Origin of the sequence: Pseudomonas sp. NPDC087358 (genome assembly GCF_044900785.1) — a bacterium.
Taxonomy (GTDB): domain Bacteria; phylum Pseudomonadota; class Gammaproteobacteria; order Pseudomonadales; family Pseudomonadaceae; genus Aquipseudomonas.
In genome coordinates this window covers 81,892-105,886 of the sequence record NZ_JBJDOA010000013.1, presented here as the reverse complement: position 1 = coordinate 105,886, position 23,995 = coordinate 81,892, and the positions used below count along the sequence as shown (strand labels likewise).

At 60.9% G+C, this 23,995-nt stretch carries 23 protein-coding genes; 7 read left to right on the top strand and 16 right to left on the bottom strand.

The features are described 5' to 3' along the window. The first annotated feature begins 217 nt into the window (after positions 1–217). From leuS to arfA, 4 genes are all read left to right on the top strand, one after another. The gene (gene leuS / locus ACI2KS_RS24715) at positions 218–2,839 is read left to right on the top strand and encodes a leucine--tRNA ligase (protein ID WP_404623628.1); all 2,622 of its coding nucleotides are present in this window, start codon (positions 218–220) and stop codon (positions 2,837–2,839) included. Positions 2,840–2,928: 89 nt separating this feature from the next. After that, positions 2,929–3,534 (top strand): LPS assembly lipoprotein LptE, encoded by a 606-nt coding sequence (lptE, locus tag ACI2KS_RS24710; protein WP_404623627.1) that lies wholly within the window; start codon positions 2,929–2,931, stop codon positions 3,532–3,534. A 43-nt stretch (positions 3,535–3,577) separates the two neighbouring features. Further along, the gene (gene holA / locus ACI2KS_RS24705) at positions 3,578–4,615 is read left to right on the top strand and encodes a DNA polymerase III subunit delta (RefSeq protein ID WP_404623626.1); all 1,038 of its coding nucleotides are present in this window, start codon (positions 3,578–3,580) and stop codon (positions 4,613–4,615) included. Positions 4,616–4,847: 232 nt separating this feature from the next. Further along, positions 4,848–5,006: an alternative ribosome rescue factor ArfA gene (gene arfA, locus ACI2KS_RS24700; protein ID WP_404623625.1), complete on the top strand. Its 159-nt coding sequence runs from the start codon at positions 4,848–4,850 to the stop codon at positions 5,004–5,006. A 26-nt stretch (positions 5,007–5,032) separates the two neighbouring features. On the opposite strand, the gene ACI2KS_RS24695 is transcribed toward arfA, so the two are convergent. Next, positions 5,033–5,962 (bottom strand): halovibrin HvnA, encoded by a 930-nt coding sequence (locus ACI2KS_RS24695; RefSeq protein ID WP_404623624.1) that lies wholly within the window; start codon positions 5,960–5,962, stop codon positions 5,033–5,035. A 725-nt stretch (positions 5,963–6,687) separates the two neighbouring features. Here ACI2KS_RS24695 and ACI2KS_RS24690 point away from each other — a divergent pair. Next, entirely contained in the window at positions 6,688–8,022 is a 1,335-nt protein-coding gene (locus tag ACI2KS_RS24690) for a lytic murein transglycosylase (RefSeq protein ID WP_404623623.1), read from the top strand. A gap of 252 nt (positions 8,023–8,274) precedes the next feature. Here ACI2KS_RS24690 and lipA read toward each other — a convergent pair whose 3' ends face one another. From lipA to ACI2KS_RS24630, 12 genes are all read right to left on the bottom strand, one after another. Then, positions 8,275–9,318 (bottom strand): lipoyl synthase, encoded by a 1,044-nt coding sequence (gene lipA / locus ACI2KS_RS24685; RefSeq protein ID WP_404623622.1) that lies wholly within the window; start codon positions 9,316–9,318, stop codon positions 8,275–8,277. Position 9,319: 1 nt separating this feature from the next. Next, positions 9,320–9,967 carry a lipoyl(octanoyl) transferase LipB gene (gene lipB / locus ACI2KS_RS24680; RefSeq protein ID WP_404623621.1) on the bottom strand — a complete coding sequence of 216 codons (648 nt, stop codon included), beginning with the start codon at positions 9,965–9,967 and terminating at the stop codon, positions 9,320–9,322. Beyond that, complete coding sequence (locus ACI2KS_RS24675; protein WP_404623620.1) at positions 9,967–10,242, bottom strand: DUF493 domain-containing protein; 276 nt, start codon at positions 10,240–10,242, stop codon at positions 9,967–9,969. Before ACI2KS_RS24675 ends, lipB begins: the two co-directional genes overlap by 1 nt. Positions 10,243–10,338: 96 nt before the next feature. Next, a complete protein-coding gene (locus ACI2KS_RS24670) occupies positions 10,339–11,499 on the bottom strand; it encodes a D-alanyl-D-alanine carboxypeptidase family protein (RefSeq protein WP_404623619.1) in 1,161 nt (386 codons plus the stop codon). Positions 11,500–11,680: 181 nt separating this feature from the next. Next, a complete protein-coding gene (locus ACI2KS_RS24665) occupies positions 11,681–12,709 on the bottom strand; it encodes a septal ring lytic transglycosylase RlpA family protein (protein ID WP_404623618.1) in 1,029 nt (342 codons plus the stop codon). Further along, a complete protein-coding gene (gene mltB, locus ACI2KS_RS24660) occupies positions 12,709–13,719 on the bottom strand; it encodes a lytic murein transglycosylase B (protein ID WP_404623683.1) in 1,011 nt (336 codons plus the stop codon). The genes ACI2KS_RS24665 and mltB overlap by 1 nt, the downstream gene beginning before the upstream one ends. Before the next feature lie 41 nt (positions 13,720–13,760). Next, on the bottom strand, positions 13,761–14,864 hold the full coding sequence (gene rodA, locus ACI2KS_RS24655) for a rod shape-determining protein RodA (protein WP_404623682.1): 1,104 nt from the start codon (positions 14,862–14,864) through the stop codon (positions 13,761–13,763). A 31-nt stretch (positions 14,865–14,895) separates the two neighbouring features. Next, complete coding sequence (mrdA, locus tag ACI2KS_RS24650; protein WP_404623617.1) at positions 14,896–16,794, bottom strand: penicillin-binding protein 2; 1,899 nt, start codon at positions 16,792–16,794, stop codon at positions 14,896–14,898. 31 nt (positions 16,795–16,825) lie between these two features. Continuing rightward, positions 16,826–17,293: a 23S rRNA (pseudouridine(1915)-N(3))-methyltransferase RlmH gene (gene rlmH / locus ACI2KS_RS24645; protein WP_400597531.1), complete on the bottom strand. Its 468-nt coding sequence runs from the start codon at positions 17,291–17,293 to the stop codon at positions 16,826–16,828. 9 nt (positions 17,294–17,302) lie between these two features. After that, positions 17,303–17,728: a ribosome silencing factor gene (gene rsfS / locus ACI2KS_RS24640; protein ID WP_404623616.1), complete on the bottom strand. Its 426-nt coding sequence runs from the start codon at positions 17,726–17,728 to the stop codon at positions 17,303–17,305. A gap of 66 nt (positions 17,729–17,794) precedes the next feature. Continuing rightward, positions 17,795–18,478 (bottom strand): nicotinate-nucleotide adenylyltransferase, encoded by a 684-nt coding sequence (nadD, locus tag ACI2KS_RS24635; RefSeq protein WP_404623615.1) that lies wholly within the window; start codon positions 18,476–18,478, stop codon positions 17,795–17,797. 43 nt (positions 18,479–18,521) lie between these two features. Beyond that, a complete protein-coding gene (locus tag ACI2KS_RS24630) occupies positions 18,522–19,796 on the bottom strand; it encodes a glutamate-5-semialdehyde dehydrogenase (protein WP_404623614.1) in 1,275 nt (424 codons plus the stop codon). Between the two features lie 323 nt (positions 19,797–20,119). Here ACI2KS_RS24630 and ACI2KS_RS24625 point away from each other — a divergent pair, with 323 nt between their 5' ends. Then, on the top strand, positions 20,120–20,803 hold the full coding sequence (locus tag ACI2KS_RS24625; RefSeq protein ID WP_404623613.1) for a DNA-3-methyladenine glycosylase: 684 nt from the start codon (positions 20,120–20,122) through the stop codon (positions 20,801–20,803). A gap of 3 nt (positions 20,804–20,806) precedes the next feature. Continuing rightward, on the top strand, positions 20,807–22,123 hold the full coding sequence (locus tag ACI2KS_RS24620; protein WP_404623612.1) for a bifunctional DedA family/phosphatase PAP2 family protein: 1,317 nt from the start codon (positions 20,807–20,809) through the stop codon (positions 22,121–22,123). Between the two features lie 169 nt (positions 22,124–22,292). Here ACI2KS_RS24620 and ACI2KS_RS24615 read toward each other — a convergent pair whose 3' ends face one another. Genes ACI2KS_RS24615 through ACI2KS_RS24605 form a run of 3 tightly spaced genes read right to left on the bottom strand, consistent with a single transcriptional unit; the run spans position 22,293 to position 23,969 of the window. Beyond that, a complete protein-coding gene (locus ACI2KS_RS24615; RefSeq protein ID WP_404623611.1) occupies positions 22,293–22,883 on the bottom strand; it encodes an LON peptidase substrate-binding domain-containing protein in 591 nt (196 codons plus the stop codon). A gap of 10 nt (positions 22,884–22,893) precedes the next feature. Further along, positions 22,894–23,610: an LrgB family protein gene (locus tag ACI2KS_RS24610; protein WP_404623610.1), complete on the bottom strand. Its 717-nt coding sequence runs from the start codon at positions 23,608–23,610 to the stop codon at positions 22,894–22,896. Then, positions 23,607–23,969: a CidA/LrgA family protein gene (locus ACI2KS_RS24605; protein WP_404623609.1), complete on the bottom strand. Its 363-nt coding sequence runs from the start codon at positions 23,967–23,969 to the stop codon at positions 23,607–23,609. The genes ACI2KS_RS24610 and ACI2KS_RS24605 overlap by 4 nt, the downstream gene beginning before the upstream one ends. Between the last annotated feature and the right edge of the window lie 26 nt (positions 23,970–23,995).

Below are 23,995 nucleotides of genomic sequence, written 5' to 3'. Positions count from 1 at the left end.
GGCGGCGCGTGGCGGCTGGAGGGTATCGAGGACGCAATAGGGTTTCCCTCGATAGTCAGGCCTCATGTATGCTACGGCGCTTCCTGTAATTCCACTTCCGCTCACCCGGCCACGAATGCATCGCGCCGCCGACGGCCCAGCCAGGCAAGCGACGCCCATCCGCTCCGGGACTGCAGCGAAGAGGTCAAGGGTCACCAATCTCTAGTAAAAAGTAGCCATGCACGAACTCTATCAGCCCCGCGAAATCGAAGCCGCCGCCCAGACCTTCTGGGAAGAGCAAAAGTCTTTTGAAGTCAGTGAACAGCCAGGCAAGGACACGTACTACTGCCTGTCGATGTTCCCTTACCCCAGCGGCAAGCTACACATGGGTCACGTGCGCAACTACACCATCGGCGACGTGATTGCCCGCTATCAGCGCATGCAGGGCAAGAACGTGCTGCAGCCCATGGGCTGGGACGCATTCGGCATGCCGGCGGAAAACGCCGCGATGAAGAACAACGTCGCCCCGGCCAAGTGGACCTACGAAAACATCGCCTACATGAAGACCCAGCTCAAGAGCCTGGGCCTGGCGATCGACTGGTCGCGCGAAGTCACCACCTGCAAGCCTGACTACTATCGCTGGGAACAATGGCTGTTCACTCGCCTGTTCGAAAAAGGCGTGATCTACCGCAAGAACGGCACCGTGAACTGGGACCCGGTCGACCAGACCGTCCTGGCCAACGAGCAAGTGATCGACGGGCGCGGCTGGCGTTCTGGCGCGCTGATCGAAAAACGCGAAATCCCGATGTACTACTTCAAGATCACGGCCTACGCCGATGAGCTGCTGGAGAGTCTGGACGAGCTGCCGGGCTGGCCCGAGCAGGTCAAGACCATGCAACGCAACTGGATCGGCAAATCCCGCGGCATGGAAGTGCAGTTCCCGTACGATCAGGCCTCGATCGGCGAAGCTGGCACCCTGAAGGTGTTCACCACCCGTCCGGATACCCTGATGGGCGCGACCTACGTCGCTGTGGCCGCCGAGCACCCGTTGGCGACCCTGGCCCTCGAGCGCATGGCTGCGGACAAGGCTGCCGAGCTGCAAGCCTTCATCCACGAATGCAAGAGCGGCAGCGTCGCCGAAGCCGACGTCGCCACCCAGGAAAAGAAAGGCCTGCCGACCCCGCTGTTCGTCGAGCACCCGCTGACTGGCGAAAAACTGCCGGTGTGGGTCGCCAACTACGTATTGATGCACTACGGCGACGGCGCGGTCATGGCCGTCCCTGCCCACGACGAGCGCGATTTCGAATTCGCCACCAAGTACAACCTGCCGGTCAAACCGGTGGTGCGCACCAGTGCGGGCGACGAAACCCCCGCGCCATGGCAGGACGCTTATAACGAACACGGCCAGCTGATCAATTCCGGCGAATTCGACGGCCTGGATTTCGCCGGTGCCTTCGACGCCATGGAAGTGGCCCTGATCAAGAAGGACCTGGGCAAGTCGCGCACCCAGTTCCGCCTGCGTGACTGGGGCATCAGCCGTCAGCGCTACTGGGGCTGCCCGATTCCGATCGTTCACTGCGATACCTGTGGCGATGTGCCGGTCCCGGAAGACCAGCTGCCGGTCAAGCTGCCCGAAGACGTGGTCCCGGACGGCGCCGGTTCGCCGCTGGCGCGCATGCCTGAATTCTATGAGTGCAGCTGCCCGAAATGCGGCGCACCGGCCAAGCGCGAAACCGACACCATGGACACCTTCGTGGAGTCGTCCTGGTACTTCGCCCGTTACGCCTCGCCTCATTACGAAGGCGGCATGGTCGACCCCAAGGCTGCCAACCACTGGCTGCCAGTCGATCAATACATCGGCGGTATCGAGCACGCGATCCTGCACCTGCTGTATGCGCGCTTCTTCCACAAGCTGATGCGCGACGAAGGCCTGGTCAGTTCCAACGAGCCATTCAAGAACCTGTTGACCCAGGGCATGGTGGTCGCCGAGACCTTCTATCGCCTGGAAGCCAATGGCAGCAAGACCTGGTTCAACCCGGCCGACGTCGAGTTCGAACGTGACAGCAAGGCCAAGATCATCGGCGCCAAGCTGATGGCCGACGGCCTGCCGGTGGAAATCGGCGGCATCGAGAAGATGGCCAAGTCGAAGAACAACGGCGTCGACCCGCAGTCGATGATCGACCAGTACGGCGCAGACACCTGCCGCCTGTTCATGATGTTCGCCTCGCCGCCCGACATGAGCCTGGAATGGTCCGACTCCGGCGTCGAAGGCTCGCATCGCTTCCTCAAGCGCGTCTGGCGTCTGGCCCAGGCTCACGTCACTGGCGGTCTGCCGGGTGCCCTGGACAAGATCACCCTGAGCGATGAGCAGAAGGCCGTGCGCCGTGCCATTCACCTGGCGATCAGGCAAGCCGGCCAGGATGTAGGTCAACACCACAAATTCAACACCGCCATCGCCCAGGTGATGACGCTGATGAACGTTCTGGAAAAAGCCTCGCAGGCCAGCGAACAGGACCGCGCGCTGCTGCAGGAAGGTCTTGAGACCGTCGCCCTGCTGCTGGCTCCGATCACTCCGCACATCAGTCACGAGCTGTGGAATGTACTGGGCCATGCTGATCCGGTCATCGACGCCAAGTGGCCGGTGGTGGATGAGTCGGCGCTGGTGCAGGACACCCTGCAACTGGTGATTCAGGTCAACGGCAAGCTGCGCGGTCAGATCGAAATGCCCGCCAGCGCCAGCCGCGAGGAAGTCGAAGCGGCCGCACGGACCAACGAGAATGTTCTGCGCTTCATCGACGGCCTGACGATCCGCAAAGTGATCGTGGTACCCGGCAAACTGGTGAACATCGTCGCCAGCTGATTGGATCGGGCGCCTGGTGTGGCCAGGCGCCGAACACACTTGCAGGGCCCGCACTTTCGGGCTCAAACGGATTCAAGGGGAATAACAAGATGATCAAACGCAATCTGCTGGTAATGGGCCTCGCGGTGTTGCTGAGCGCCTGCGGTTTCCAGCTGCGCGGCACCGGCACCAATGCCCTGTCGATCAAGGAGCTGGACCTGAGCGCACGTGATGTCTACGGCGACGTCGTTACCCAGCTGCGTCAGACCCTGACCAACAGCGGCGTACACGTTTATACCGGCGCTCAGTACAAACTGTTCCTGGCCCGCGAAGATGAAACCCAGCGCACCGCCAGCTACGCAGGTTCGGGCGGTTCGGCCGAATACGAGCTGACCTCCGTACTGAAATACGAAATCCACGGCACCAAGGACGTCCTGCTGCTCGATGACAACGTGCAGGCACAGAAAACCTTCATTCACGACGGCAACAACCTGATCGGTTCCGACCAGGAAGCCGACCAGATCCGCAAGGAAATGCGCGCCGAGCTGGTACAGAAGATGGTCGCACGCCTGCAACAGCTGACACCTGAACGTCTGGACGAACTGCAAGCCAAGGCTGACGCCGCTGCCCGCGCACAAGCCGACGCCGAAGCCGCAGCTCAACGGGTTCGCGACGAGACACCTCAGCAGTCTCCTATCGAATTCCCGACCAAGTGATGGCATTGGGGCCGCGCCTGCGGCCCCAACCTCTTCCTGAATCATGAAACTCGCCCCCGCCCAACTCGCCAAACACCTCCAGGGTGCGCTGGCGCCTGTCTATATCGTCAGTGGCGATGACCCGCTGCAGTGCCAGGAAGCCTGCGACGCCATCCGTGCGGCCGCTCGCCAGCAGGGTTTCGATGAGCGGCAGGTATTCAGCGCCGACTCCAGTTTCGACTGGGGCACCTTGCTGCAGGCGGGCGCCAGCATGTCGCTGTTCGCCGAACGCCGGCTGCTTGAGCTGCGCCTGCCCTCCGGCAAACCCGGGGACAAAGGCGCCGCAGCGTTGCTTGAATATTGCAGCCGCCCTGCCGAAGACACCCTGCTGCTGATCAGCCTGCCCAAGCTCGATGGTTCGGCGCAGAAGACCAAGTGGGGCAAGGCGCTGGTGGAGGGTGCACAAACGCAGTTCGTGCAAATCTGGCCGGTGGATGCCAGCCAGTTGCCGCAGTGGATTCGTCAACGCCTGGCGCAGGCCGGTCTGGCGGCAAGTCCCGATGCCGTTGAATTGATTGCAGCGCGCGTCGAAGGCAACCTGCTCGCGGCCGCGCAGGAAATCGAAAAGCTCAAGCTGATGGCCGAGCAAGGCACCATCAGCGTCGAAACCGTGCAGGCGGCGGTGGCAGACAGCGCGCGCTTCGATGTCTTCGGTCTGACCGATGCGATCCTCAATGGCGAGCCCGCTCACGCGTTGCGCATGCTCGAAGGGCTTCGCGGTGAGGGGGTCGAGCCGCCGGTGATTCTCTGGGCGCTCTCCCGGGAGCTGCGGGTGCTGGCCAACCTGGCCTTGCAATACAGCCAGGGCGTACCACTGGACAAGGCCTTCAGCCAGGCCCGGCCACCGATCTGGGACAAGCGCAAGCCGCTGATGAGCAAAGCCTTGCAACGGCACTCGGCCCGACGCTGGGGGCAGTTGCTGATTGACGCGCAACATATCGACGCGCAGATCAAGGGTCAGGCCCAAGGCTCGGTCTGGAGCAGCCTGAGCCGGTTGTCGCTGCTGATGGCCGGGCAAAGGCTGGCGTTGCCTTCGGAGTAACGCTCGTTCATTTACGTCCTCACTGCATTCCTCCTGTAGGAGTGGGCTCGCTCGCGATTTTTTCAGACAACGCTGTGGCGACTGCTGGAAACGCATCGCGAGCAAGCTCACTCCTACGCAGATAGGCATCAAGCTTCAGCGCTTGCGCGATAGCGCAGATCAATTAGACGCCCACGCTCATCTGCCCGATGATCGTCCGCGCTTCACCCACCCTGGAAAAGAGAGACCCGCCATGAGCAAGCCAAAAAAACGGCCGAACAAGGCCAAATCCATCATCGCCCAGCCACTGTTCCGCAGCCGTCAGGAACCATCAGCCAAGGGCAAAGGCAGCTACCGCCGCGAAGCCTTCCAGTCGAGAGATTGGGAGGCTTCTTCCGTTATGGCCGCCTGAATGGAACGCGTCATGCCATTTTGGGTTCACGGGATAGTAACAACCTGATCACTGGCTACATATTCAAAGGTCGCAGTACCATTCACACTGGTCGCCAGCTTCACGGAGATGATGGGTACTGCAATATGGGTAAGTGAGTAAAAGCGCTGCTGATCATGCTGCGCTCCCGACAATCCCGCTTGGGAAATGTAGAAGAAAGCCTCTATCGGAAGTTGCTCCGGTATATTTTGAGGCCATACCTCAATTTTCAAATCATTGGGTATTTCGAAGGCTTTTTGAGCAACCAGCCGTCCACCGAGTATGCCTTGATAGAAGTTCCGCCCCGCCACAGCATTAAGGGCATCTCTGACATCAAAGCTGCAGCGCCAGTCATAATCGCTAGGTCTTCGATTGAAGTGATCTCTCCACCCTTCTGCAGTAAAGATACCTTGGTCATTACAAGGAGCACTGTCCTTTGGATACCGAGTATTGGTACCGCAGCCTGCGTCGGTGCGGCTGTTGGAAGTACCGTCGATAGGAAAGAAACACAAAATCGCCATTTTGTATTTTTCCCTTGGCGTACTCAATATGGGCGTCAGCATGAAACCGTTAGTGTAGTTGTTTGCCAAACGCTTCATATTGTAGTCTGCCCTCAGAAAGGAGAAGGACACGCCTCCCACTCGGACGGCGGTAGGACTTGGATTCCAGGAGTCATAGCTTGTGGAGGCAACCGTGCCTCGTAGGATGATTCCCGACCACAGAAATGCCGGCATCGAGTCTTTGCCACAATTTTCCCGTTTATCGGCGTAACGCTGTCTCAGCGCCTGCGCCACCGCCGGCCCAGTGGCCAAAGCTGCATGAGTTGAAGAAGATAGATGCGGCTCGTTACCAGGCGAATTTGGCGCGTGATCATCTTGAAGCGAGCAGCCCGTCAAACAGAGCGCAAGCGCCAGCGCAGCGATATTTTTGATGTTCATTCAAGCCTCCATGCTGGGCATACGAATCCTTTGCAGGCACAGGAACTTCAGCGGCGAGGTGGCGCCTCTCACCCAGCGCCAGCAACACAGTCAGTAAATCTACCTCCAGAGGCGCTGTCTACTGTCAGAGATGACAGTGCGCCTGCACTTCATGTTATGTAGGCGACTGGGGCGAGTCGTGTCTTGTTGTTGCGTTACTGCGCCCTTGAGTGGCAAATGTGCCGAGACTTCCCGATTGCCACAACTGTCATAAATGACAGTACCCAAGAACATTTCGCGATAGCCATGCTGCATTCAAGTGCTTAGAAGGAACATGCCCGACAGCAGAGTTGTGATTATTGGGTCTGGTCATTCGCCATACGGTCCGACTCCTACCCTCCACCGGGTCACCACTGCGGGATTGAAAGAGCGCATGACAGCGTCTTTCGGCAGAGCGCAACGTCATTCAAACCCTTAATCAGGGCATTGAATAGCTGTCAAAAGTGACAGTAGAGATGAGCATGAAAGCGTGCCATGATCGCTCAGCCGTCAGGTCCAGTGCCGCCAATAGACTGTAACCGCGTGCCTTGCCTGCACACCGGCTGCGCATGCCGTAAGTGCATGCGTGCGCACCGCTCATTCACATGGTCTTGCAAATCAGGACTGCCTTCGGCCATACGGGGGTTCGGATACTCGGCCGGCATGTTAAGGTCTGCACCTTACGGTTTATCCCTGTGGACCCCAGAATGCCCTCTAGCTTTCCCCGTCGTTGGCATGTTCGCCAGCTGATTGCGGCCTCCAGCCTCTTCGTATTGGTCGCCTGCGCGGAGCAACCTACCGCTGCCGTCGCCACCCCCCTCCAAGCCGCCCCTCTGAATGTCGCCAAAGCCGCGCCGACGGTACCCTCCGCCGTGGCCCAGCCGGACGACGCGAATTTCGAAATCCAGCCTGCGATGAGTTTCAGCGAGTGGCGGAGCATGTTCCGCGCTCAAGCGCTGGCGGCTGGCGTGCGCCCCGACATCTTCGATAGCGCGTTTGCCGGCGTCACGCCGGACATGAGCGTGGTCAAGGCCGACCGTAGCCAACCTGAATTCACCCGACCGGTATGGGAATACCTGGACGGCGCCATGTCTGCCGTGCGGGTGCGCAAGGGGCAAGCGCTGCTGGCACAGTACGCCGACGCACTGACGGCCATCGAGCAGCGCTACGGCGTGGACCGCCAGGCACTGGTCGCTGTCTGGGGAATGGAAAGCAGCTTCGGGCAATTCCAGGGTACTCAGTCGGTGATTCGCTCACTGGCAACGCTTGCGTATGAGGGCCGCCGTCCGCAGTTCGCGCAGGATCAACTGATTGCCGCGCTGCAGATCATCCAGCACGGCGACATCGATGCGCCGAGCATGCTGGGCTCCTGGGCTGGCGCGATGGGGCAGACTCAGTTCATCCCCACGACCTATAACACCCACGCCGTGGACTTCGATGGCGATGGCCGCCGCGATATCTGGAACTCGCCGGTCGACGCACTGGCCTCGACCGCCCACTACCTGCAAAGCTCAGGCTGGCAGAAAGGTCAGCCGTGGGGCTTGGAAGTGCAATTGGGCCAGGGTTTCGACTACGCCTTGGCCGATGCATCTACTCGCAAGTCCCTGGTGCAATGGCAGCAATCGGGTCTGAAGCTGCCGGATGGCTCGGCACTGCCTGCCAACCTGTTGCAGCAACAAGCGGCCTTGCTGCTGCCGGCCGGATACAAGGGCCCGGCATTTCTGGTGATGGATAACTTCCGGGCGATCCTGAAATACAACAACTCTTCGTCCTATGCGCTGGCCATCGGGCTGCTTTCGGAGCGCTTTAGCGGCGGCGGTTATGTGATCGGCCAGTGGCCACGAGGCGATCGCCCTCTGAGCAGGTCCGAGCGTATCGAACTGCAGACCCTGCTATCCGCCCGCCAGTATGACGCTGGCACGCCAGACGGGATCATCGGCGCCAACACGCGCAAAGCCATCCGCAGCGCCCAACAGTCATTCGGCTGGCCGGCTGATGGTTACCCGACGCACGAACTGCTGGATAACTTGCGCAAGCCGTAAGGGCTCGCGCATGACCTGTAGGAGCCGGCTTGCTGGCTCCCACGCCTTCGGCAGAAGCCCGCGCTCCGTTGCGGACTGCACACATGACGTCGGCGAGCCGGCGCTCACAAGCCCCGAGGACGGGGTCAACGAATCGCAGGCAAAAAAGGGCCGGATACTGATATCCGGCCCTTTTTGATCGTTCCTACGTGCAGGCGTCGAACCTCTGCGGCACAACGCAGCTTCAGAGGCTCGCCGGAAACGATTAGCCCATCAGCTCGCGGTGAGCAGCGACTTGACCAGCTTGGCCTGTTCGTCGGCATGGTACGAGGAGCGCACCAAGGGACCGGAGGCGACGTTCTTGAAGCCCATCTTGTAGCCTTCTTCGGCGAACCAGGCGAAGGTGTCCGGGTGGACGAAGCGCTGGACCGGCAAGTGACTGCGCGATGGCTGCAAGTATTGACCCAGCGTCAGCATGTCGATGTTGTGCTCGCGCATGCGCTGCATTACCTCGATGACTTCCTCGTCGGTCTCGCCCAGGCCCAGCATCAGGCCGGATTTGGTCGGCACGTGGGGGACCATCTCCTTGAAGCGCTGCAGCAGCGTCAGCGACCACTGGTAGTCCGAACCCGGACGCGCAGCCTTGTACAGACGCGGCACGGTTTCCAGGTTGTGGTTGAACACGTCCGGTGGCGTCGCGGCGGTGATTTCCAGCGCGATGTCCATGCGACCGCGGTAATCGGGCACCAGGGTCTCCAGTTGTACATTTGGCGACAGCGCGCGAATCTCGCGAATGCAGTCGGCAAAGTGCTGAGCACCACCGTCACGCAGGTCATCGCGGTCAACCGAAGTGATCACGACATACTTGAGTTTGAGATCGGCAATGGCCACGGCCAAGTTCTTCGGCTCGTCAGTATCCAGCGCTTTCGGACGGCCATGACCCACGTCGCAGAACGGGCAGCGACGGGTGCAGATGTCACCCATGATCATGAAGGTCGCGGTACCACCGGAGAAGCACTCGCCCAGGTTCGGGCAGGACGCCTCTTCGCAGACGCTGTGCAGCTTGTGCTTGCGCAGCAGGGCCTTGATGCGGTCGACTTCGGGCGATACGGGAATGCGCACGCGAATCCAGTCAGGCTTCTTCGGCAAGTCCACCGTCGGGATGATCTTCACCGGGATGCGCGCAACTTTTTCCGCGCCGCGCAGCTTCACGCCAGCTTCAACTTTCGGACGTGCTGCCCGCTCTGGGGTGGCCACATTCACTGTCGGGATCAGGGTTTGCACGGCAGTGTCTGCCGTCTCATGCGCAGTAGTCATATCAATCGATTCCGCCCGTTAGGGTCGTCTGCTCAGCGTAGTCGAGGTGTTTGACGAGCTGCGCGCGCAGCCGGGCACTAACCTCGGCAAATTCAATCGGACCTGCGTGCTCGCGCAGCTGGGTCATTGCCAGCCCCGCATACCCGCAGGGATTAATCCGTTTAAAGGGGTCCAGATCCATGTCGACATTCAGCGCCAGACCGTGGAACGAACAGCCGTTGCGGATACGAAGCCCCAAAGAAGCGATCTTCGCCCCATCGACATAGACCCCTGGCGCGTCGGGTTTGGCTGCTGCCGCGACGTCGTAACCGGCCAGCAGATCGATCAGGCTGCGCTCGATCCGGGTGACCAGTTCACGCACGCCAAAACCCAGACGCCGCACATCCAGCATCAGGTAAGCCACCAGCTGACCGGGGCCATGATAAGTCACTTGACCGCCGCGATCGACCTGTACCACCGGAATATCGCCCGGCAGCAGCAAGTGTTCGGGCTTGCCGGACTGACCCTGGGTAAACACCGCCGGGTGCTGGACCAGCCAGACTTCGTCAGCGGTATCGCGTGTGCGCCCATCGGTGAAGCGTTGCATGGCTTGCCAGGCGGGCTCGTAGTCGATCAATCCGAGATCACGAAAGCCCAGACGCTCGCCCATCAGAGCACCATGTGCACGAAACCGGTGGCCCGCAACTCGCTATTGATGTCGTAAAGCTGTTCTTGCCCGGTCGCGATGATATGCAGTTGCACGGTTGTGTACTTGCCGTTGCTGCTCTGGCGCTCAGCTTGTTTCTCATCGATGACCGTTGCGTGTTTCTTGACGATCTCGATGACCTTGTCGGTGAAGCCCACGCCGGTGTCGCTGATGATCTTGATCGGGTAGTCGGCGCAAGGGAATTCGATTTTTGGTGCTTTAACTTCGGAATCTGTCATGGCAGTAACGGCCTCGTAAGCCGGAAAACGGACAGTCCCCCACCGCGAAGCGGCGGGGGCGTACAGTGCAACGGTCGCTAAACGATCAATCCGTGATCAGTTGAACAGACCGTAGAAGAACATGCGGATGCTATCCCACAGGCGGCGGAAGATACCACCTTCCTCGACCGCGTCCATAGCGATGAGATTAGCGGTGCGCACGACTTTGTCTTCCAGCTTGACCTCAACCTGACCGATGACATCGCCTTTGGCGATCGGGGCGACCAGTTTCGGGCTCATGGTCATGCTGGCGGTGAGTTTCTTCATCTCGCCTTTAGGCATGGTCATGGACAGGTCGTCAGCCAGAGCGGCCTTGACCTGATGCTCGGCGCCCTTCCAGACCGGCGCCTGAGCCAGTTCGGTGCCCTTCTGGTAGAAGGTCTGGGTTTCGAAGAAACGGAAACCGTAGGTCAACAGCTTCTGGGTTTCAGCGGCACGAGCCTGCTCGCTGTTGGTACCGAAGACGACAGCGATCAGACGCATGCCATCACGAACAGCCGAAGACACCATGCAGTAGCCGGCTTCTTCGGTGTGACCGGTTTTCAGACCGTCAACGGTCTTGTCACGCCACAGCAGCAGGTTGCGGTTGGGCTGTTTGATGCCGTTCCAGAAGAATTCCTTCTGCGAGTAGATCGCGTAGTGAGCCGGGTCTTCATGGATGATCGCGCGGGCCAGCAGCGCCATGTCATGGGCAGTGGCAAAGTGATCAGGGTTCGGCAGGCCGGTCGGGTTCATGAAGTGGCTATTGACCATCCCCAGATCGCCCGCGGTCTTGTTCATCATGTCGGCGAAAGCGTCTTCGCTACCGGCGATGTGCTCGGAAAGCGCAACGCTGGCGTCGTTACCCGACTGGATGATGATGCCGTGCAAGAGGTCGCTGACGCTGACCTGGCTGCCGACCTTCAGGAACATCCGCGAGCCGCCGGTACGCCAGGCGTTTTCGCTGATGGTCACCGGATCGTTTTCACCGATCTGCCCGCGACGGATTTCCAGGGTGGCAATGTAAGCGGTCATCAGCTTGGTCAGACTGGCCGGTGGCAGACGCTGGTCGCCATTGTTTTCGACCAGGACGTTGCCGCTGTTGGCGTCCATCAGCACATATGCCTTGGCAGCCAGTTGCGGTGGCGATGGCGTCATCTGTTCTGCCGCGAACGCGGCAGGCGCGGTGAATAGCGGGATAAGCAGGCAAAGGCGTTTTGCAAAGGTGGTGATGTTCATCCGTCTCTCGAAAATGCTAATGGGCAAACATGCCCTCGCGGGCAAAGCTATGGGCCAGGCTACCCTGGCGAACGGGGTCACATTCTACAGATGACCCCGAAAAAAGCTGCTGACAACGCTCGCTCTGGCGGCAAGTCGTCTGCCAGGCAACGTCGATCCGTCCTCGTTGCCGAGGGCCGAATCACTGATCCGACGTGACTACGCTGGGTGAGCCCAGATTGGCCGACCTGACGCTGTTTTGCAGTTGCTGGGCTTCACCCGGCGTGTCGACCGGCCCCATCCGTACGCGGTAGAGCGTCTGTTGATTGCGCGCTATCGAACTCACGAAAACCGGAGCCCGCACCATCCCGCTCAATTTGGACCTCAGGAGTTCCGCAGCGTCCGGGTTGGCGAAGGCTCCCACCTGGAGAAACAGCCCAGACGCTGGTCCGGAAGCGTTTTTTTTTGCATCGATCGGAACCGGCGAGACCGGCGCGGCGTGTTGCTGCGGCGGTGGCGTCCATTGTTCGATAGTGCCCGCCGAGGCGGTGATTACCGGCGCCGCAGCCTGCTGCACGGGCGGCGGATTGCTGGCCACCTGCGGCTGATCAAGCATCAATGGCGCAGGCTTGCCTCGTTGCGCCCAGTATTGCGCAGGGTCGATCCCCTCGACCTTCACTCGCGCGGTACCGGTTTCGGCGTAACCGAGTTTTTTTGCCGCCGCGTAGGAAAGGTCGATGATGCGGTCCGAATAGAACGGCCCACGATCGTTGACCCGCAGAATCACGGTCCGGTTGTTGTCCAGGTTGGTGACGCGAACGTAGCTGGGCAGCGGCAGGGTCTTGTGCGCCGCGCTCATGCCATACAGGTCATAGACTTCGCCGTTGGCGGTGTTCTGGCCGTGGAACTTGGTGCCATACCAGGAGGCAGTACCGGTGGCGACATACGCCCTGGAGTCACTGAGCGGGAAATAGGTCTTGCCCAGGACGGTATAGGGGTTGGCTTTGTAGGGACCGGTGTGCAGGGTCGGTACGGCATCGGGAATGCGCGATACGTCGACGTCCCACCATGGTGCGCCATCTTTATGCGCCCTGTTGATGTCCAGCCCCGGCTGCGAGCGAATCACATTGCCCTGCTGCGCCGGGCGGCTGGTGGAGCAACTGACGACCAGCAATGTCAGCGCCGCGAAGGCCATCAGCTTCAATGGTTGTTGCATCGGCAATGACCGCATTACTTGACGCCCCGAGCTTGAACAAGCTGTTCAGACAGCTGATGTACGGCCATGGCGTACATCACGCTGCGGTTGTAACGCGTGATCGCGTAAAAATTCTTCAAACCCATCCAGTATTCAGGGCCGTTGTCGCCGTCCAGGCGAAAAGCCGTGACCGGCATATCATCGCGCAGCGCATCATGACTCGCCCACCCCAAGGCTCGCAACTCCCCAACCGTCTTCACCGGATCGATGCCGGGGCTCAAACCGTCGTCAACCGCGTCACCGCGCACACTGGCGCGGCTGACCACGGGCTCGCCGGCGACCCAGCCATGACGCTTGAAATAACTGGCGACACTGCCAATGGCGTCATCGGGGTCGTTCCAGATATTGATATGTCCGTCTCCGTCAAAATCCACCGCATAAGCGCGAAAGCTACTCGGCATGAACTGCGGTAAACCCATGGCACCTGCGTACGAACCCTTGAGCGTCAACGGGTCCACCTGCTCCTCGCGAGCCAGCAGAAGAAACTCACGAAGCTCCTTGCGGAAAAAGTCCGCACGGGGAGGATAGTCGAAACTCAGTGTCGATAATGCGTCTATTACCCGATAATTTCCGGTATTACGGCCGAAAAACGTCTCGACACCAATGATTGCGACGATCACCTGAGCCGGCACGCCGTACTCTTGTTCGGCGCGCGCGAGCACCGCCTCATGCTGTCGCCAGAAGTCCACACCGCGGGCGATGCGCGCGTCGGTGAGGAACATCGGGCGATAATCCTTCCACGGCTTTACCCGTTCGGCTGGCCGTGAAATCGCGTCGAGAATCGACTGCTTGCGCTGCACATCGCGAAAAATCTCGATCAACTGCTCACCGGCAAAGCCGTAATCCCGGGTCATATCGCTGACGAACTGGGCGACCTGGGGCGAGCCTTCGTAGTCACCGGCAAGCGACTCCTGCACTGAACCGAGGATGCCCATCAGACCGACCAGCGGCACATATCGAGCAGCCCAGCCACGCACTACTTGCATTGAGTTCCTGACCTTAAAACCTGACTGGTTATTCACTGTAATCAAACCTGAGCGATCCACTTGCGATGGGTATGGATCGACATCAAAACCCCAAACGCTGACAGCAGTGTAACCAGCGAAGTTCCGCCGTAGCTAATGAAGGGCAGAGGCACCCCCACGACCGGCAGCAAACCGCTGACCATACCGATGTTGACGAAAACATAAACAAAAAACGTCATGGTCAGGCTGCCCGCCAGCAATTTGCCGTAAAGCGTCTGTGCCTGCGCGGTGATCACCAGGCCGCGACCGATCAGCAACAGATAGATCAGCAGCAGCGCACAGATGCCCACCAGGCCGAACTCCTCGCCGAGCACCGCGATGATGAAGTCAGTGTGGCTTTCCGGGAGAAAGTCCAGGTGAGACTGTGTGCCCAGCAGCCAGCCCTTGCCGAAGACACCACCCGAACCGATGGCCGCCTTTGACTGAATGATGTTCCAGCCGGTGCCCAGCGGATCGCTTTCAGGGTCGAGAAAAGTCAGGATCCGCTGCTTCTGGTAGTCATGCATGAAGAAGAACCACATGGCCACGGCGACCGGCACCGCAGCGGCAATCACGCTGATGATCCAGCGCCAGCGCAGCCCCGCCATGAACAGCACGAAGGTGCCGGAGGCCAGAATCAGCAGCGAGGTGCCGAGGTCCGGCTGGCGCACGATCAGAATGAACGGCAGACCGATCAGCCCCAGACTGACCGCCACATGCTTGAGATGCGGCGGCAGGGTGCGTTTGGACAGGTACCAGGCGATGGTCGCCGGCATGATGATTTTCATGAACTCGGAGGGCTGAAAGCGGATCACTCCGGGGATGTTGATCCAGCGTGTCGCACCCATGGCGTTGTGGCCCATGACGTCGACCGCCACCAGCAGCAACAGTCCCAAGACATAGGCAATCGGTACCCAGCGAGCCATGAAGCGTGGCTCCAGCTGGGCAATCACAAACATCGATACCAGGCCGATGCCGAACGAGGTGCTTTGCTTGATCAGCAGGTCCCAGCTCTTGCCACTGGCCGAATACAGGACGAACAGACTTCCCGCGGCCAGCGTCAGCAGCAGGATCAGCAGAGGGCCGTCAACATGGATTTTCTGCAGGAAGGTGGCGCGACGGCGCATCACATCTTCACTGGAGAGGATGCGGTCGAAATTACTCTTCACGGGCCGCGGTCTCCGGAGGCAGTGTATTGCTGGCGTATTCGGGTTTCAGATGACCTTCGCGGTCCAGTAGCCAGGCGTCCATGACCTGACGCACGACAGGCGCCGCCACGCCGGAACCCGACTCGCCGTTCTCGATCATCACGGCGACGACGATTTTAGGGTTATCGGCAGGCGCGAAGCCGACGAACAAGGCGTGGTCGCGATGGCGCTCCTGTACTTTCGAGCGATCGTATTTTTCGCCCTGGCGGATGGCGACGACTTGCGCCGTACCGCTCTTGCCGGCGATGCGGTATTGCGCGCCGACTGCCGCCTTGCGCGCGGTGCCGCGGGCGCCGTGCATCACCTGCTGCATGCCGTGGTTGACCTTGGCCCAGTCGGACGGATCACGCAGCACGATATCCGGCATCGGGTTGGCATCCACCGGTTTCTGGCCTTCGATGGTTCTGGCCAGGTGCGGCCGATTCCACTTGCCTTTGTTGGCGACCAGCGCCGTAGCCTGAGCCAGCTGCAGCGGCGTCGCCTGCATGTAGCCCTGGCCGATGCCGAGAATCAGGGTCTCCCCCGGGAACCACGCCTGGCGGCGCGTCACACGCTTCCAGTCGCGGGACGGCATCAACCCCGGCGACTCCTCGAACATGTCCAGAGAGACCTTCTGGCCGATGCCGAACTTGTTGAGGTAGGCCGACAGCCGATCGATGCCGACCTTGTGCGCCAGATCATAGAAGTAGGTGTCGTTGGAACGCATGATTGCCGTGTCCAGATCGACCCAGCCGTCGCCGGTGCGGTTCCAGTTGCGGTACTTGTGATCGTAGTTGGGCAGCATGTAGTAGCCGGGATCGAAAACCCGTGTACTGGCGGTGATAACCCCTGAGTCCAGCCCTGCGATGGCCACTGCTGGCTTGATGGTCGAACCGGGCGGATACAGGCCGCGCAGAATGCGATTGAACAGCGGCCGGTCGACCGAATCGCGAAGCTCGGAATAGGCCTTGAAGCTGATGCCGGTGACGAACAGATTGGGATCGAAGCTTGGCTGACTGACCATTGCCAGCACTTCGCCGGTACTTGGATCAAGCGCCACGACAGCGCCACGGCGCCCGGCCAGCGCGGCCTCGGCGGCTTCCTGCAGCTGGATGTCGAGGCTCAGGACAATGTCCTTGCCCGGCACCGGATCGGTACGCTTGAGCACACGCAGCACGCGCCCGCGGGCGTTGGTTTCGACTTCTTCATAACCAACCTGGCCGTGCAGCTCAGGCTCGTAGAAGCGCTCGATGCCGGTCTTGCCCATGTGATGGGTGCCGCTGTAGTTCACCGAATCCAGGCTTTTGAGTTCCTTCTCGTTGATCCGCCCCATGTAGCCGACCGAGTGGGCGAAATGCGCACCCTGCGGATAATGACGAACCAGCTGGGCGACCACTTCAACGCCCGGCAGGCGGAACTGATTGACCGCCACCCGGGCGATCTGCTCCTCGTCCAGCTCGAACAGGATCGGCACCGGCTCGAACGGCCGCCGCCCTTGCTTCATGCGTTTTTCGAAGATGATCCGGTCGTCCGGGGTCAGTTCGAGCACCTGAACGATGGTGTCCAGCACCTGCGCCCAGTCGCCGGAACGCTCGCGGGTCATGCTCAGGCTGAAGCTTGGGCGGTTGTCGGCGATCACCACGCCATTGCGGTCGAAGATCAGGCCGCGACTCGGCGGGATCGGTTGCACATGGACCCGGTTGTTTTCCGACAGGGTCGAGTGATAGTCGTACTGGATGACTTGCAGGAAATACAGCCGCGCCACCAGCACGCAGATCAGCACGATGACTGCCACTGCACCGACCACGACTCGGCTGCGCACAAGACGTGCGTCCTTTTCGTGGTCTTTCAGGCGGATCGGCTGAGACATTCAGGGCGTGTTCACAGTGGAGGCAGCGGCGCTACTTGTGATAAGGGTGACCGGACAAAACCGTCCAGGCACGATAGATCTGCTCACCGATGAGGATGCGCACCAACGGATGCGGCAACGTCAAGGGGGATAACGACCAACGCTGCTCGGCACGGGCGCAGACTTCAGGCGCCAGCCCTTCGGGGCCGCCGACCATCAGATTCACCGTGCGCGAATCCAGGCGCCAGCGGTCCAGTTCGACTGCCAGCTGCTCGGTGCTCCACGGTTTGCCGTGCACTTCAAGGGTGACAATCCGCTCGCCGGGCTGCACTTTCGCCAGCATCGCCTCACCCTCCTGACGAATCAGGCGTGCCACGTCGGCGTTCTTGCCCCGGGTGTTGAGTGGAATCTCTACCAGCTCCAGCGCCAGTTCGGATGGCAGACGCTTGGCATACTCATGCCAGCCTTCTTCCACCCATTTAGGCATGCGTGAACCGACGGCAATCAGACGCAGACGCACAATGAGCCCTTATTCCTGGCCTTTGTTGAGCTTGGCGAAATGCTCATGGGTATTTTCCGGGCTGTGATGCGCAGCGCTCAGCGACCTGCTCTGTTCGGCACCCGCCCACAGGCGCTCCAGGTCGTAGAATTGACGCGCCGAGGCGGTCATCATGTGAACAATGGCGATGTCCAGGTCCAGCAGCACCCAGTCGCTGTCGCCCTTGCCTTCTTCACCCAATGGCTTGAGGCCGTTCTTCTTGACCTCTTCACGGACCTTGTCGAGCATCGCATTGATCTGGCGGTTCGAAGTACCGGTCGCGATGATCATGTAGTCGGTGATGCTTTGTTTTTCGCGTACGTCCAGAACCTGGATGTCCTGAGCCTTCACGTCTTCCAGGGCATCGGTGATCACTTTGATCATCGGGTTTACGGTCACTGCATCTTTGTTCGTCATATAAAACTCATTCAGCTCGTATGTTTGGGTGTTTCTTCGCGCTCTTGGCTGCGTCGAAACACACCTTCAGTTCGACGCACGGTAAAGCCCGTGCGTATCGATATAGGCCAGTACCGCGTCTGGCACCAGAAAACGTACCGACTTCCCGCTGGCCAGCAGTTGACGGATCTGGGTGGCAGACACTGCAAGCGGTGTCTGCCAGACGAATGTAATGTGTCCGCCGGGCCCCTTGAGGGCTTTCGGATCGCTGACCGCTCGCGCCGCCAGCAGATTGCGCATGGCATCCGGCGACTCGCTGTCGGCATCCGGGCGTTGCAGCACCACGATATGGCAGTGCTCCAGCAACTCTTCCCAACGATGCCAGGAGGGCAGCCCGCAAAAGGCGTCCCATCCCAACAGTAAAAACAGCTGGTCATCGCTGGCGAGTTCATCGCGCATCGATTCCAGCGTGTCGATGGTGTATGACGGCTTGTCGCGCAACAGCTCGCGGTCATCCACCGTCAGTGGCGGCACGCCCTGGACAGCGCTGCGGACCATCGCCAGACGGTCATGCGCCGAAACACTTGGCGTATCGCGATGAGGCGGCCTGGCGCTGGGCGTCAGACGCAACTCATCGAGTTCCAGCAATGCGGCGACTTCCAGCGCGCCGCGCAAATGACCGATGTGCACCGGGTCGAACGTTCCGCCCAGCATACCGATGCGTTTGGGCGTGCGCGCGGCAGAACCCGGTTGCCCGGCAGGTTCGACCACAGCTTTCGCATTTTTGCCTGCGTGCCGCTCAATCTCGGCCAAGTCAGGCTGGCCCCTGCCCGCGCAACTGCTGACCGTCACCGATGACGATGTACTTCTCGCACGTCAGCCCCTCGAGGCCAACCGGGCCACGGGCGTGAATCTTGTCGGTGGAGATGCCGATCTCCGCCCCCAGGCCGTACTCGAAACCGTCGGCAAAGCTGGTGGGTGCGTTGACCATCACCGAACTGGAGTCGACTTCCGCCATGAAACGGCGGGTCTGGCTCTGGGAGTCGGAGACGATGGCATCACTGTGATGCGAGCCGTAGTGGTTGATGTGTTCGATGGCCTGATCCAGCCCGGTGACGATACGGATCGACAGGATCGGCGCCAGGTACTCGGTGTGCCAGTCTTCTTCGGTGGCCGGGACCACGTCGATCAGATCGCGGGTACGCTGGCAGCCGCGCAACTCGACGCCCTTCTCGCGGAACTGGGCCGCCATCTGTGGCAGGAAGTCGCCGGCAATCGCCTGATCGACCAGCAGGGTTTCCATCGCACCGCAGATACCGTAGCGGTAAGTCTTGGCGTTGAAGCAGATGCGCTGGGCCGCGGCCAGATCGGCGTGGGCGCTGACATAGACGTGACAGATACCGTCCAGATGCTTGATGACCGGCACTCTGGCGTCACGACTGACGCGCTCGATCAGACCCTTGCCGCCACGCGGAACGATGACGTCCACGTACTCGGGCATGGTGATCAGGGCACCGACCGCAGCACGGTCGGTGGTCTCGACGACCTGCACCACCGCTGCCGGCAGATCGGCTTCGGCCAGGCCGCGCTGGATACAGGTCGCGATGGCGCGGTTGGAATGGATGGCTTCGGAGCCGCCGCGCAGGATCGTCGCATTGCCTGATTTCAGGCACAGGCTGGCGGCGTCGATGGTCACGTTCGGACGCGACTCGTAGATGATCCCGACCACCCCCAGTGGCACGCGCATCTTGCCCACCTGGATGCCCGATGGCTGGAAGTTCATGTCGCGCAGGGTGCCCACTGGATCAGGCAGGCTTGCGACCTGACGCAGACCGGCGATCATGCTGTCGATGCGAGCCGGGGTCAGGGACAGACGTTCGAGCAAGGCAGGTTCCAGACCATTGGCGCGGCCCGCGGCTAGATCCTGCTCGTTGGCGGCGGTCAGTTCGTCGCGGGCAGCGTCCAGCGCAGCGGCGGTGGCAGCCAGCGCGCGGTTTTTCTGCGCGGTACTGGCGCGGCCGATCACACGCGAGGCTTCGCGGGCGGCGCGACCCAGGCGGGTCATATAGTCAAGAACGGACTCAGTCATGGTCTCAGAGGTCTTGGCGTTGAGGAAAGCGGCCGATTATAGCTGTCGGGCGTGCCGAACGACAGCGGCGACAGGCGGATGGTCGATATAAGCAGGTTTTGTTGGGTGAAACCTTCGCCCGGCCCTGCCACCTAACTGTAGGAGCTGGCTTGCTGACGAATACGGAGCATCGCAAACATTGAAGGTGACTGACACAGCGCATTCGCCAGCAAGCCGGCTCCCATGCCTTCGGCACAAGCATTGCTCGCTGGCCGCCCGCCATTCAGCTGCAATTAAGCCGCCGATTGCTATCATCGCCCGTCACCTCACCAAGTTGCCTGCCCATGCCCGACACCCCTCAGCGCGCCCTGCCCGACAGTTTTTTCCATCGCGATGCCCAGACGCTTGCCCGCGACCTGCTTGGCAAGGTGATCCGTCACAAGGTCGGCGAGTTGTGGCTGTCGGTGCGCATCATAGAGACCGAAGCCTATTACCTCGAGGAAAAAGGCAGTCACGCCTCCCTCGGCTACACAGAAAAGCGTAAGGCTTTGTTTCTGGATGGCGGTCACATCTACATGTATTACGCGCGAGGCGGCGACTCGCTGAACTTCAGTGCCGAAGGGCCGGGCAATGCGGTGCTGATCAAGTCGGCTTATCCGTGGATCGATGCCATGTCGGACGAAAACAGCCTGGCGCAGATGCACTTGAACAACCCGGACGCCAGCGGCAACATTCGCCCGCCGCAGCGGCTGTGTGCCGGGCAGACGCTGCTGTGCAAGGCGCTGGGTCTGAAAGTCCCGATGTGGGACGCCAAACGCTTCGATCCGCAGCAGTTTTTCGTCGAAGACGTGGGCCAGTCGCCTGCGCAAATCATTCAGACCACTCGGCTGGGCATTCCCGGCGGCCGCGACGAGCACCTGATGTACCGCTTCGTCGATCCAGCCTATGCACGCTTGTGCACACGAAACCCTCTGCGACGCGGACAGGTCGAAGGCCGCGACTACTTCACCATCGAGCAAGGAAACTGACCCATGGGCTCATGGCTCGACAGCATCACCGCCTGGCTGACCGTCAATCCCTCATGGCTGGGCACGGCGATCTTTCTGGTCGCCTTTCTGGAATGCATGGCGATCGCCGGCATCATCGTTCCCGGCACAATTGCGCTGTTTGCGATTGCCGCGCTGGCCGGCAGCGGCATCCTCCCCTTGAGCGAGGCGTTATTGCTGGGGTTCCTGGGCGGGCTGCTGGGCGACTTACTCTCCTACTTCCTTGGCCGACGTTTTCACCAGAACATTCGACGTCTGCCAGGACTGCGCCACCATCCGGAATGGATCGCTGGCGCCGAAACCTATTTCCAGCGCTATGGCATCGCGAGCCTGCTGGTCGGCCGTTTCATCGGTCCGCTGCGGCCCATGTTGCCCATGGTCGCCGGCATGTGCGACATGCCGTTCGTGCGCTTCGCCGCGGTCAGCCTGATCGCGGCGGCCGGCTGGTCGGTGGCGTACATTCTACCGGGCTGGGCCGCCGGTGCCGCGATTCGGCTGCCCCTGCCTGAAGGCTTCTGGCCAGAAGCGGCGGTCGTGGGCGCGGGGCTCGCGGTTTTGCTGGGCGTGGCGGTGCAAAGCAGTGTGCGTGGCAAGCGCTACGCCACCCGACTGATTGCCCTGGCCAGTCTGGTTCTATTGATCGCGGTGTTTCTGGGATGGCCGCATCTGGCGCATTTCGATCAGGGCGTGATGACGCTGGTGCAGGAGCATCGCAGCGCAGCAGCGGAAAACTTCGTGGTGCTGGTTACCGGCCTGGGCGATTTCAGGACGCAATTCTGTGCCGCTGCCGTGCTGCTGATCATCTTGCTGGTCACTCGCCAATGGCGGCACGCGATCTTCGCCTGCGGGGTGACGTTGGGGGCGGCGCTGATTAACCAGAGCATGAAGCACGTATTCGCCCGTGCCCGCCCCGAGGTGCTGTCCGACCCGCTCCTGACGTACAGCATGCCCAGCGGACACGCGTCGGCCTCGTTTGCATTGTTCATGACTCTGGCGGTGCTGGCGGGTCGCGGGCAGCCGGTCCGGTTACGCCTGACCTGGCTGCTGCTGGGTGCGATTCCCGCCACCTCGATTGCCATGTCGCGGGTGTATCTGGGGGTGCATTGGCCGACAGACGTGCTGGCCGGGATGCTGCTGGCGTTCTTTGCCTGCGCCGCAAGCCTGGCGTTCGTGCAGAACAGACAGCCCCTGCCGGCCCTGCCTGTACGCGTCTGGTGGCTATTGCTACCGGCAATCGTCGCGCTGCTGGGCGGGTTTGCGTTTCATTCGCTGGCCCATGGGGTGATCAGGTATCAGTATTGAGGGTTACCCAAAAGCCCCAGCAAACCTGTAGGCCTTCGCTTGCCCGCGATTGGTTTTGTCCTGTCAGCTGCGATGGCGACGGGTATTGCGCTATCGCGAGCAAGCGAAGGCCTACACGGGCGCGGTAGCGACTAAGGGATGCAGGCTGGGCTACGAGGATATGGGCAGTTCAGGCCTGCATATCGCCCTGCATTTCATCGAGCAGATCCTGGATGGCATCCAGACGCTCCTCGGCGTCGTCGATTTCCAGCAGTTCGATCTTGTCTTCCTCGGCGAATGGCAACAGGTACGCCAATTGGTTGGCCAATGACTGCTGACCACTGGCGGTCAGGCCCATGTTCAACGCCGCCACCATCGGATGCTCCGCCAGCGCCGCCAACAGCGCGACCAGATCATCGTCTTCTTCCTGTAACGGGCGTTCCTGCGGGTCTTCCAGCCATTGCACCTGCGCGACCAGCAGGTTATCGCGCTGGGTCTGGGCATCGATGACGCGAAAACGCCGCCCGCCCACCACGCGAATACCCAGCAGGCCGTTGTCCTGTTGCTGGAAGTCGGTCATCAGCGCTTCGCAACCGATTTGCGAGAAGCCTTCGGGGACGTCCCCGACCTCACTGCCTTCAGTGATGCAGACCACGCCGAAGCCCTCACCCTGTTTCATGCAGCGGCCAATCATGTCCAGGTAGCGCGCCTCGAAGATCTGCAGATCCAGCACGCACCCCGGGAACAGCACAGCGTTCAGCGGAAACAACGGCAACGACATAAACACACCCTCAAGCAACCAGAGACACCGCCAGCGGCAAAAACAGAGCCGTGGCGACACCCATCAGACTCATGGCCAGTGCCGCGAAGGCACCGCACTCTTCACCTTCCTGCAAGGCCGCCGAAGTGCCCACCGCGTGAGCCGTCAGGCCCAGGGCCATGCCCCGCGCTTCCGGGCTTTCGACACCTGCCAGGGTCAGCAGACCGGGGCCGAATATGCCGCCAATCACCCCCGTGATCAACACGAAAACCGCCGCCAGCGCTGCAACACCGCCAATCTGCTCGGCCACCAGCATCGCGATAGGCGAGGTCACGGACTTGGGTGCCATGGTCATCAGGATCATGTGATCGGCACCGAACGCCCAACCCAGTGCCACGCAAAGCCCGGTCGCAAACACGCCGCCAATCACCAGCGTAGTCAACACCGGCCAGAACAACTGCCGGATCCGCCGCAGATTCAGATAAAGCGGTACCGCCAGCGCCACGGTCGCAGGCCCCAACAGGACGCTGAGGATTTCGGTGCTTTTGCGGTATTCGGTATAGCTCAGCCCACAACTGACGAGCACGCCGATCACCACCAGCATCGAGACCAGCACCGGCTGCAGAAACACCCAGCGGGTCTTCTCGTAACCGGCCAGCACTACTTGATACGCACCCAAGGTGATGGCGATGCCGAACAACGGATGGTGGATTACCGACAACCACGCGCCCTGCCAGTCCACGCTCATGACGGCTCCCGGCGCTTGGCCTGACGGTCAATGAGCTTCTGCATCAGCCAGCCGGCAAAGGTCAGCGCTATCATCAACGACAACACCAGAGACCCCACGATTGCCCAGAAGTCGTCAGCGATCTGACCGGCGTAGACCATCACCCCTACCGCAGGCGGCACCAGCAGCAGCGGCAGATAGCGCAACAGGCTGCTGGCAGCCAGGCTGATGGGTTCACTGACCTCGCCCCGGGTCATCAGGTAAATCATCAACAACACCAGCCCGATGATCGGCCCCGGGAGTATCGACAGAAACAGATGATTCAACGCCGTCCCCACCAACTGGAACAGCACCAGCCAAGTCAGGCCTCTTAGCAACATAAAAAACTCCAGAAATTCGCGGCGAC

Bases quoted from the DNA above. Each gene is read 5' to 3' on its own strand.
- leuS (WP_404623628.1), top strand. From the start codon at position 218: ATGCACGAACTCTATCAGCCCCGCGAAATCGAAGCCGCCGCCCAGACC.
- lptE (WP_404623627.1), top strand. From the start codon at position 2,929: ATGATCAAACGCAATCTGCTGGTAATGGGCCTCGCGGTGTTGCTGAGC.
- holA (WP_404623626.1), top strand. From the start codon at position 3,578: ATGAAACTCGCCCCCGCCCAACTCGCCAAACACCTCCAGGGTGCGCTG.
- arfA (WP_404623625.1), top strand. From the start codon at position 4,848: ATGAGCAAGCCAAAAAAACGGCCGAACAAGGCCAAATCCATCATCGCC.
- ACI2KS_RS24695 (WP_404623624.1), bottom strand. From the start codon at position 5,962: ATGAACATCAAAAATATCGCTGCGCTGGCGCTTGCGCTCTGTTTGACG.
- ACI2KS_RS24690 (WP_404623623.1), top strand. From the start codon at position 6,688: ATGCCCTCTAGCTTTCCCCGTCGTTGGCATGTTCGCCAGCTGATTGCG.
- lipA (WP_404623622.1), bottom strand. From the start codon at position 9,318: ATGACTACTGCGCATGAGACGGCAGACACTGCCGTGCAAACCCTGATC.
- lipB (WP_404623621.1), bottom strand. From the start codon at position 9,967: ATGGGCGAGCGTCTGGGCTTTCGTGATCTCGGATTGATCGACTACGAG.
- ACI2KS_RS24675 (WP_404623620.1), bottom strand. From the start codon at position 10,242: ATGACAGATTCCGAAGTTAAAGCACCAAAAATCGAATTCCCTTGCGCC.
- ACI2KS_RS24670 (WP_404623619.1), bottom strand. From the start codon at position 11,499: ATGAACATCACCACCTTTGCAAAACGCCTTTGCCTGCTTATCCCGCTA.
- ACI2KS_RS24665 (WP_404623618.1), bottom strand. From the start codon at position 12,709: ATGCGGTCATTGCCGATGCAACAACCATTGAAGCTGATGGCCTTCGCG.
- mltB (WP_404623683.1), bottom strand. From the start codon at position 13,719: ATGCAAGTAGTGCGTGGCTGGGCTGCTCGATATGTGCCGCTGGTCGGT.
- rodA (WP_404623682.1), bottom strand. From the start codon at position 14,864: ATGCGCCGTCGCGCCACCTTCCTGCAGAAAATCCATGTTGACGGCCCT.
- mrdA (WP_404623617.1), bottom strand. From the start codon at position 16,794: ATGTCTCAGCCGATCCGCCTGAAAGACCACGAAAAGGACGCACGTCTT.
- rsfS (WP_404623616.1), bottom strand. From the start codon at position 17,728: ATGACGAACAAAGATGCAGTGACCGTAAACCCGATGATCAAAGTGATC.
- ACI2KS_RS24630 (WP_404623614.1), bottom strand. From the start codon at position 19,796: ATGACTGAGTCCGTTCTTGACTATATGACCCGCCTGGGTCGCGCCGCC.
- ACI2KS_RS24625 (WP_404623613.1), top strand. From the start codon at position 20,120: ATGCCCGACACCCCTCAGCGCGCCCTGCCCGACAGTTTTTTCCATCGC.
- ACI2KS_RS24620 (WP_404623612.1), top strand. From the start codon at position 20,807: ATGGGCTCATGGCTCGACAGCATCACCGCCTGGCTGACCGTCAATCCC.
- ACI2KS_RS24615 (WP_404623611.1), bottom strand. From the start codon at position 22,883: ATGTCGTTGCCGTTGTTTCCGCTGAACGCTGTGCTGTTCCCGGGGTGC.
- ACI2KS_RS24610 (WP_404623610.1), bottom strand. From the start codon at position 23,610: ATGAGCGTGGACTGGCAGGGCGCGTGGTTGTCGGTAATCCACCATCCG.
- ACI2KS_RS24605 (WP_404623609.1), bottom strand. From the start codon at position 23,969: ATGTTGCTAAGAGGCCTGACTTGGCTGGTGCTGTTCCAGTTGGTGGGG.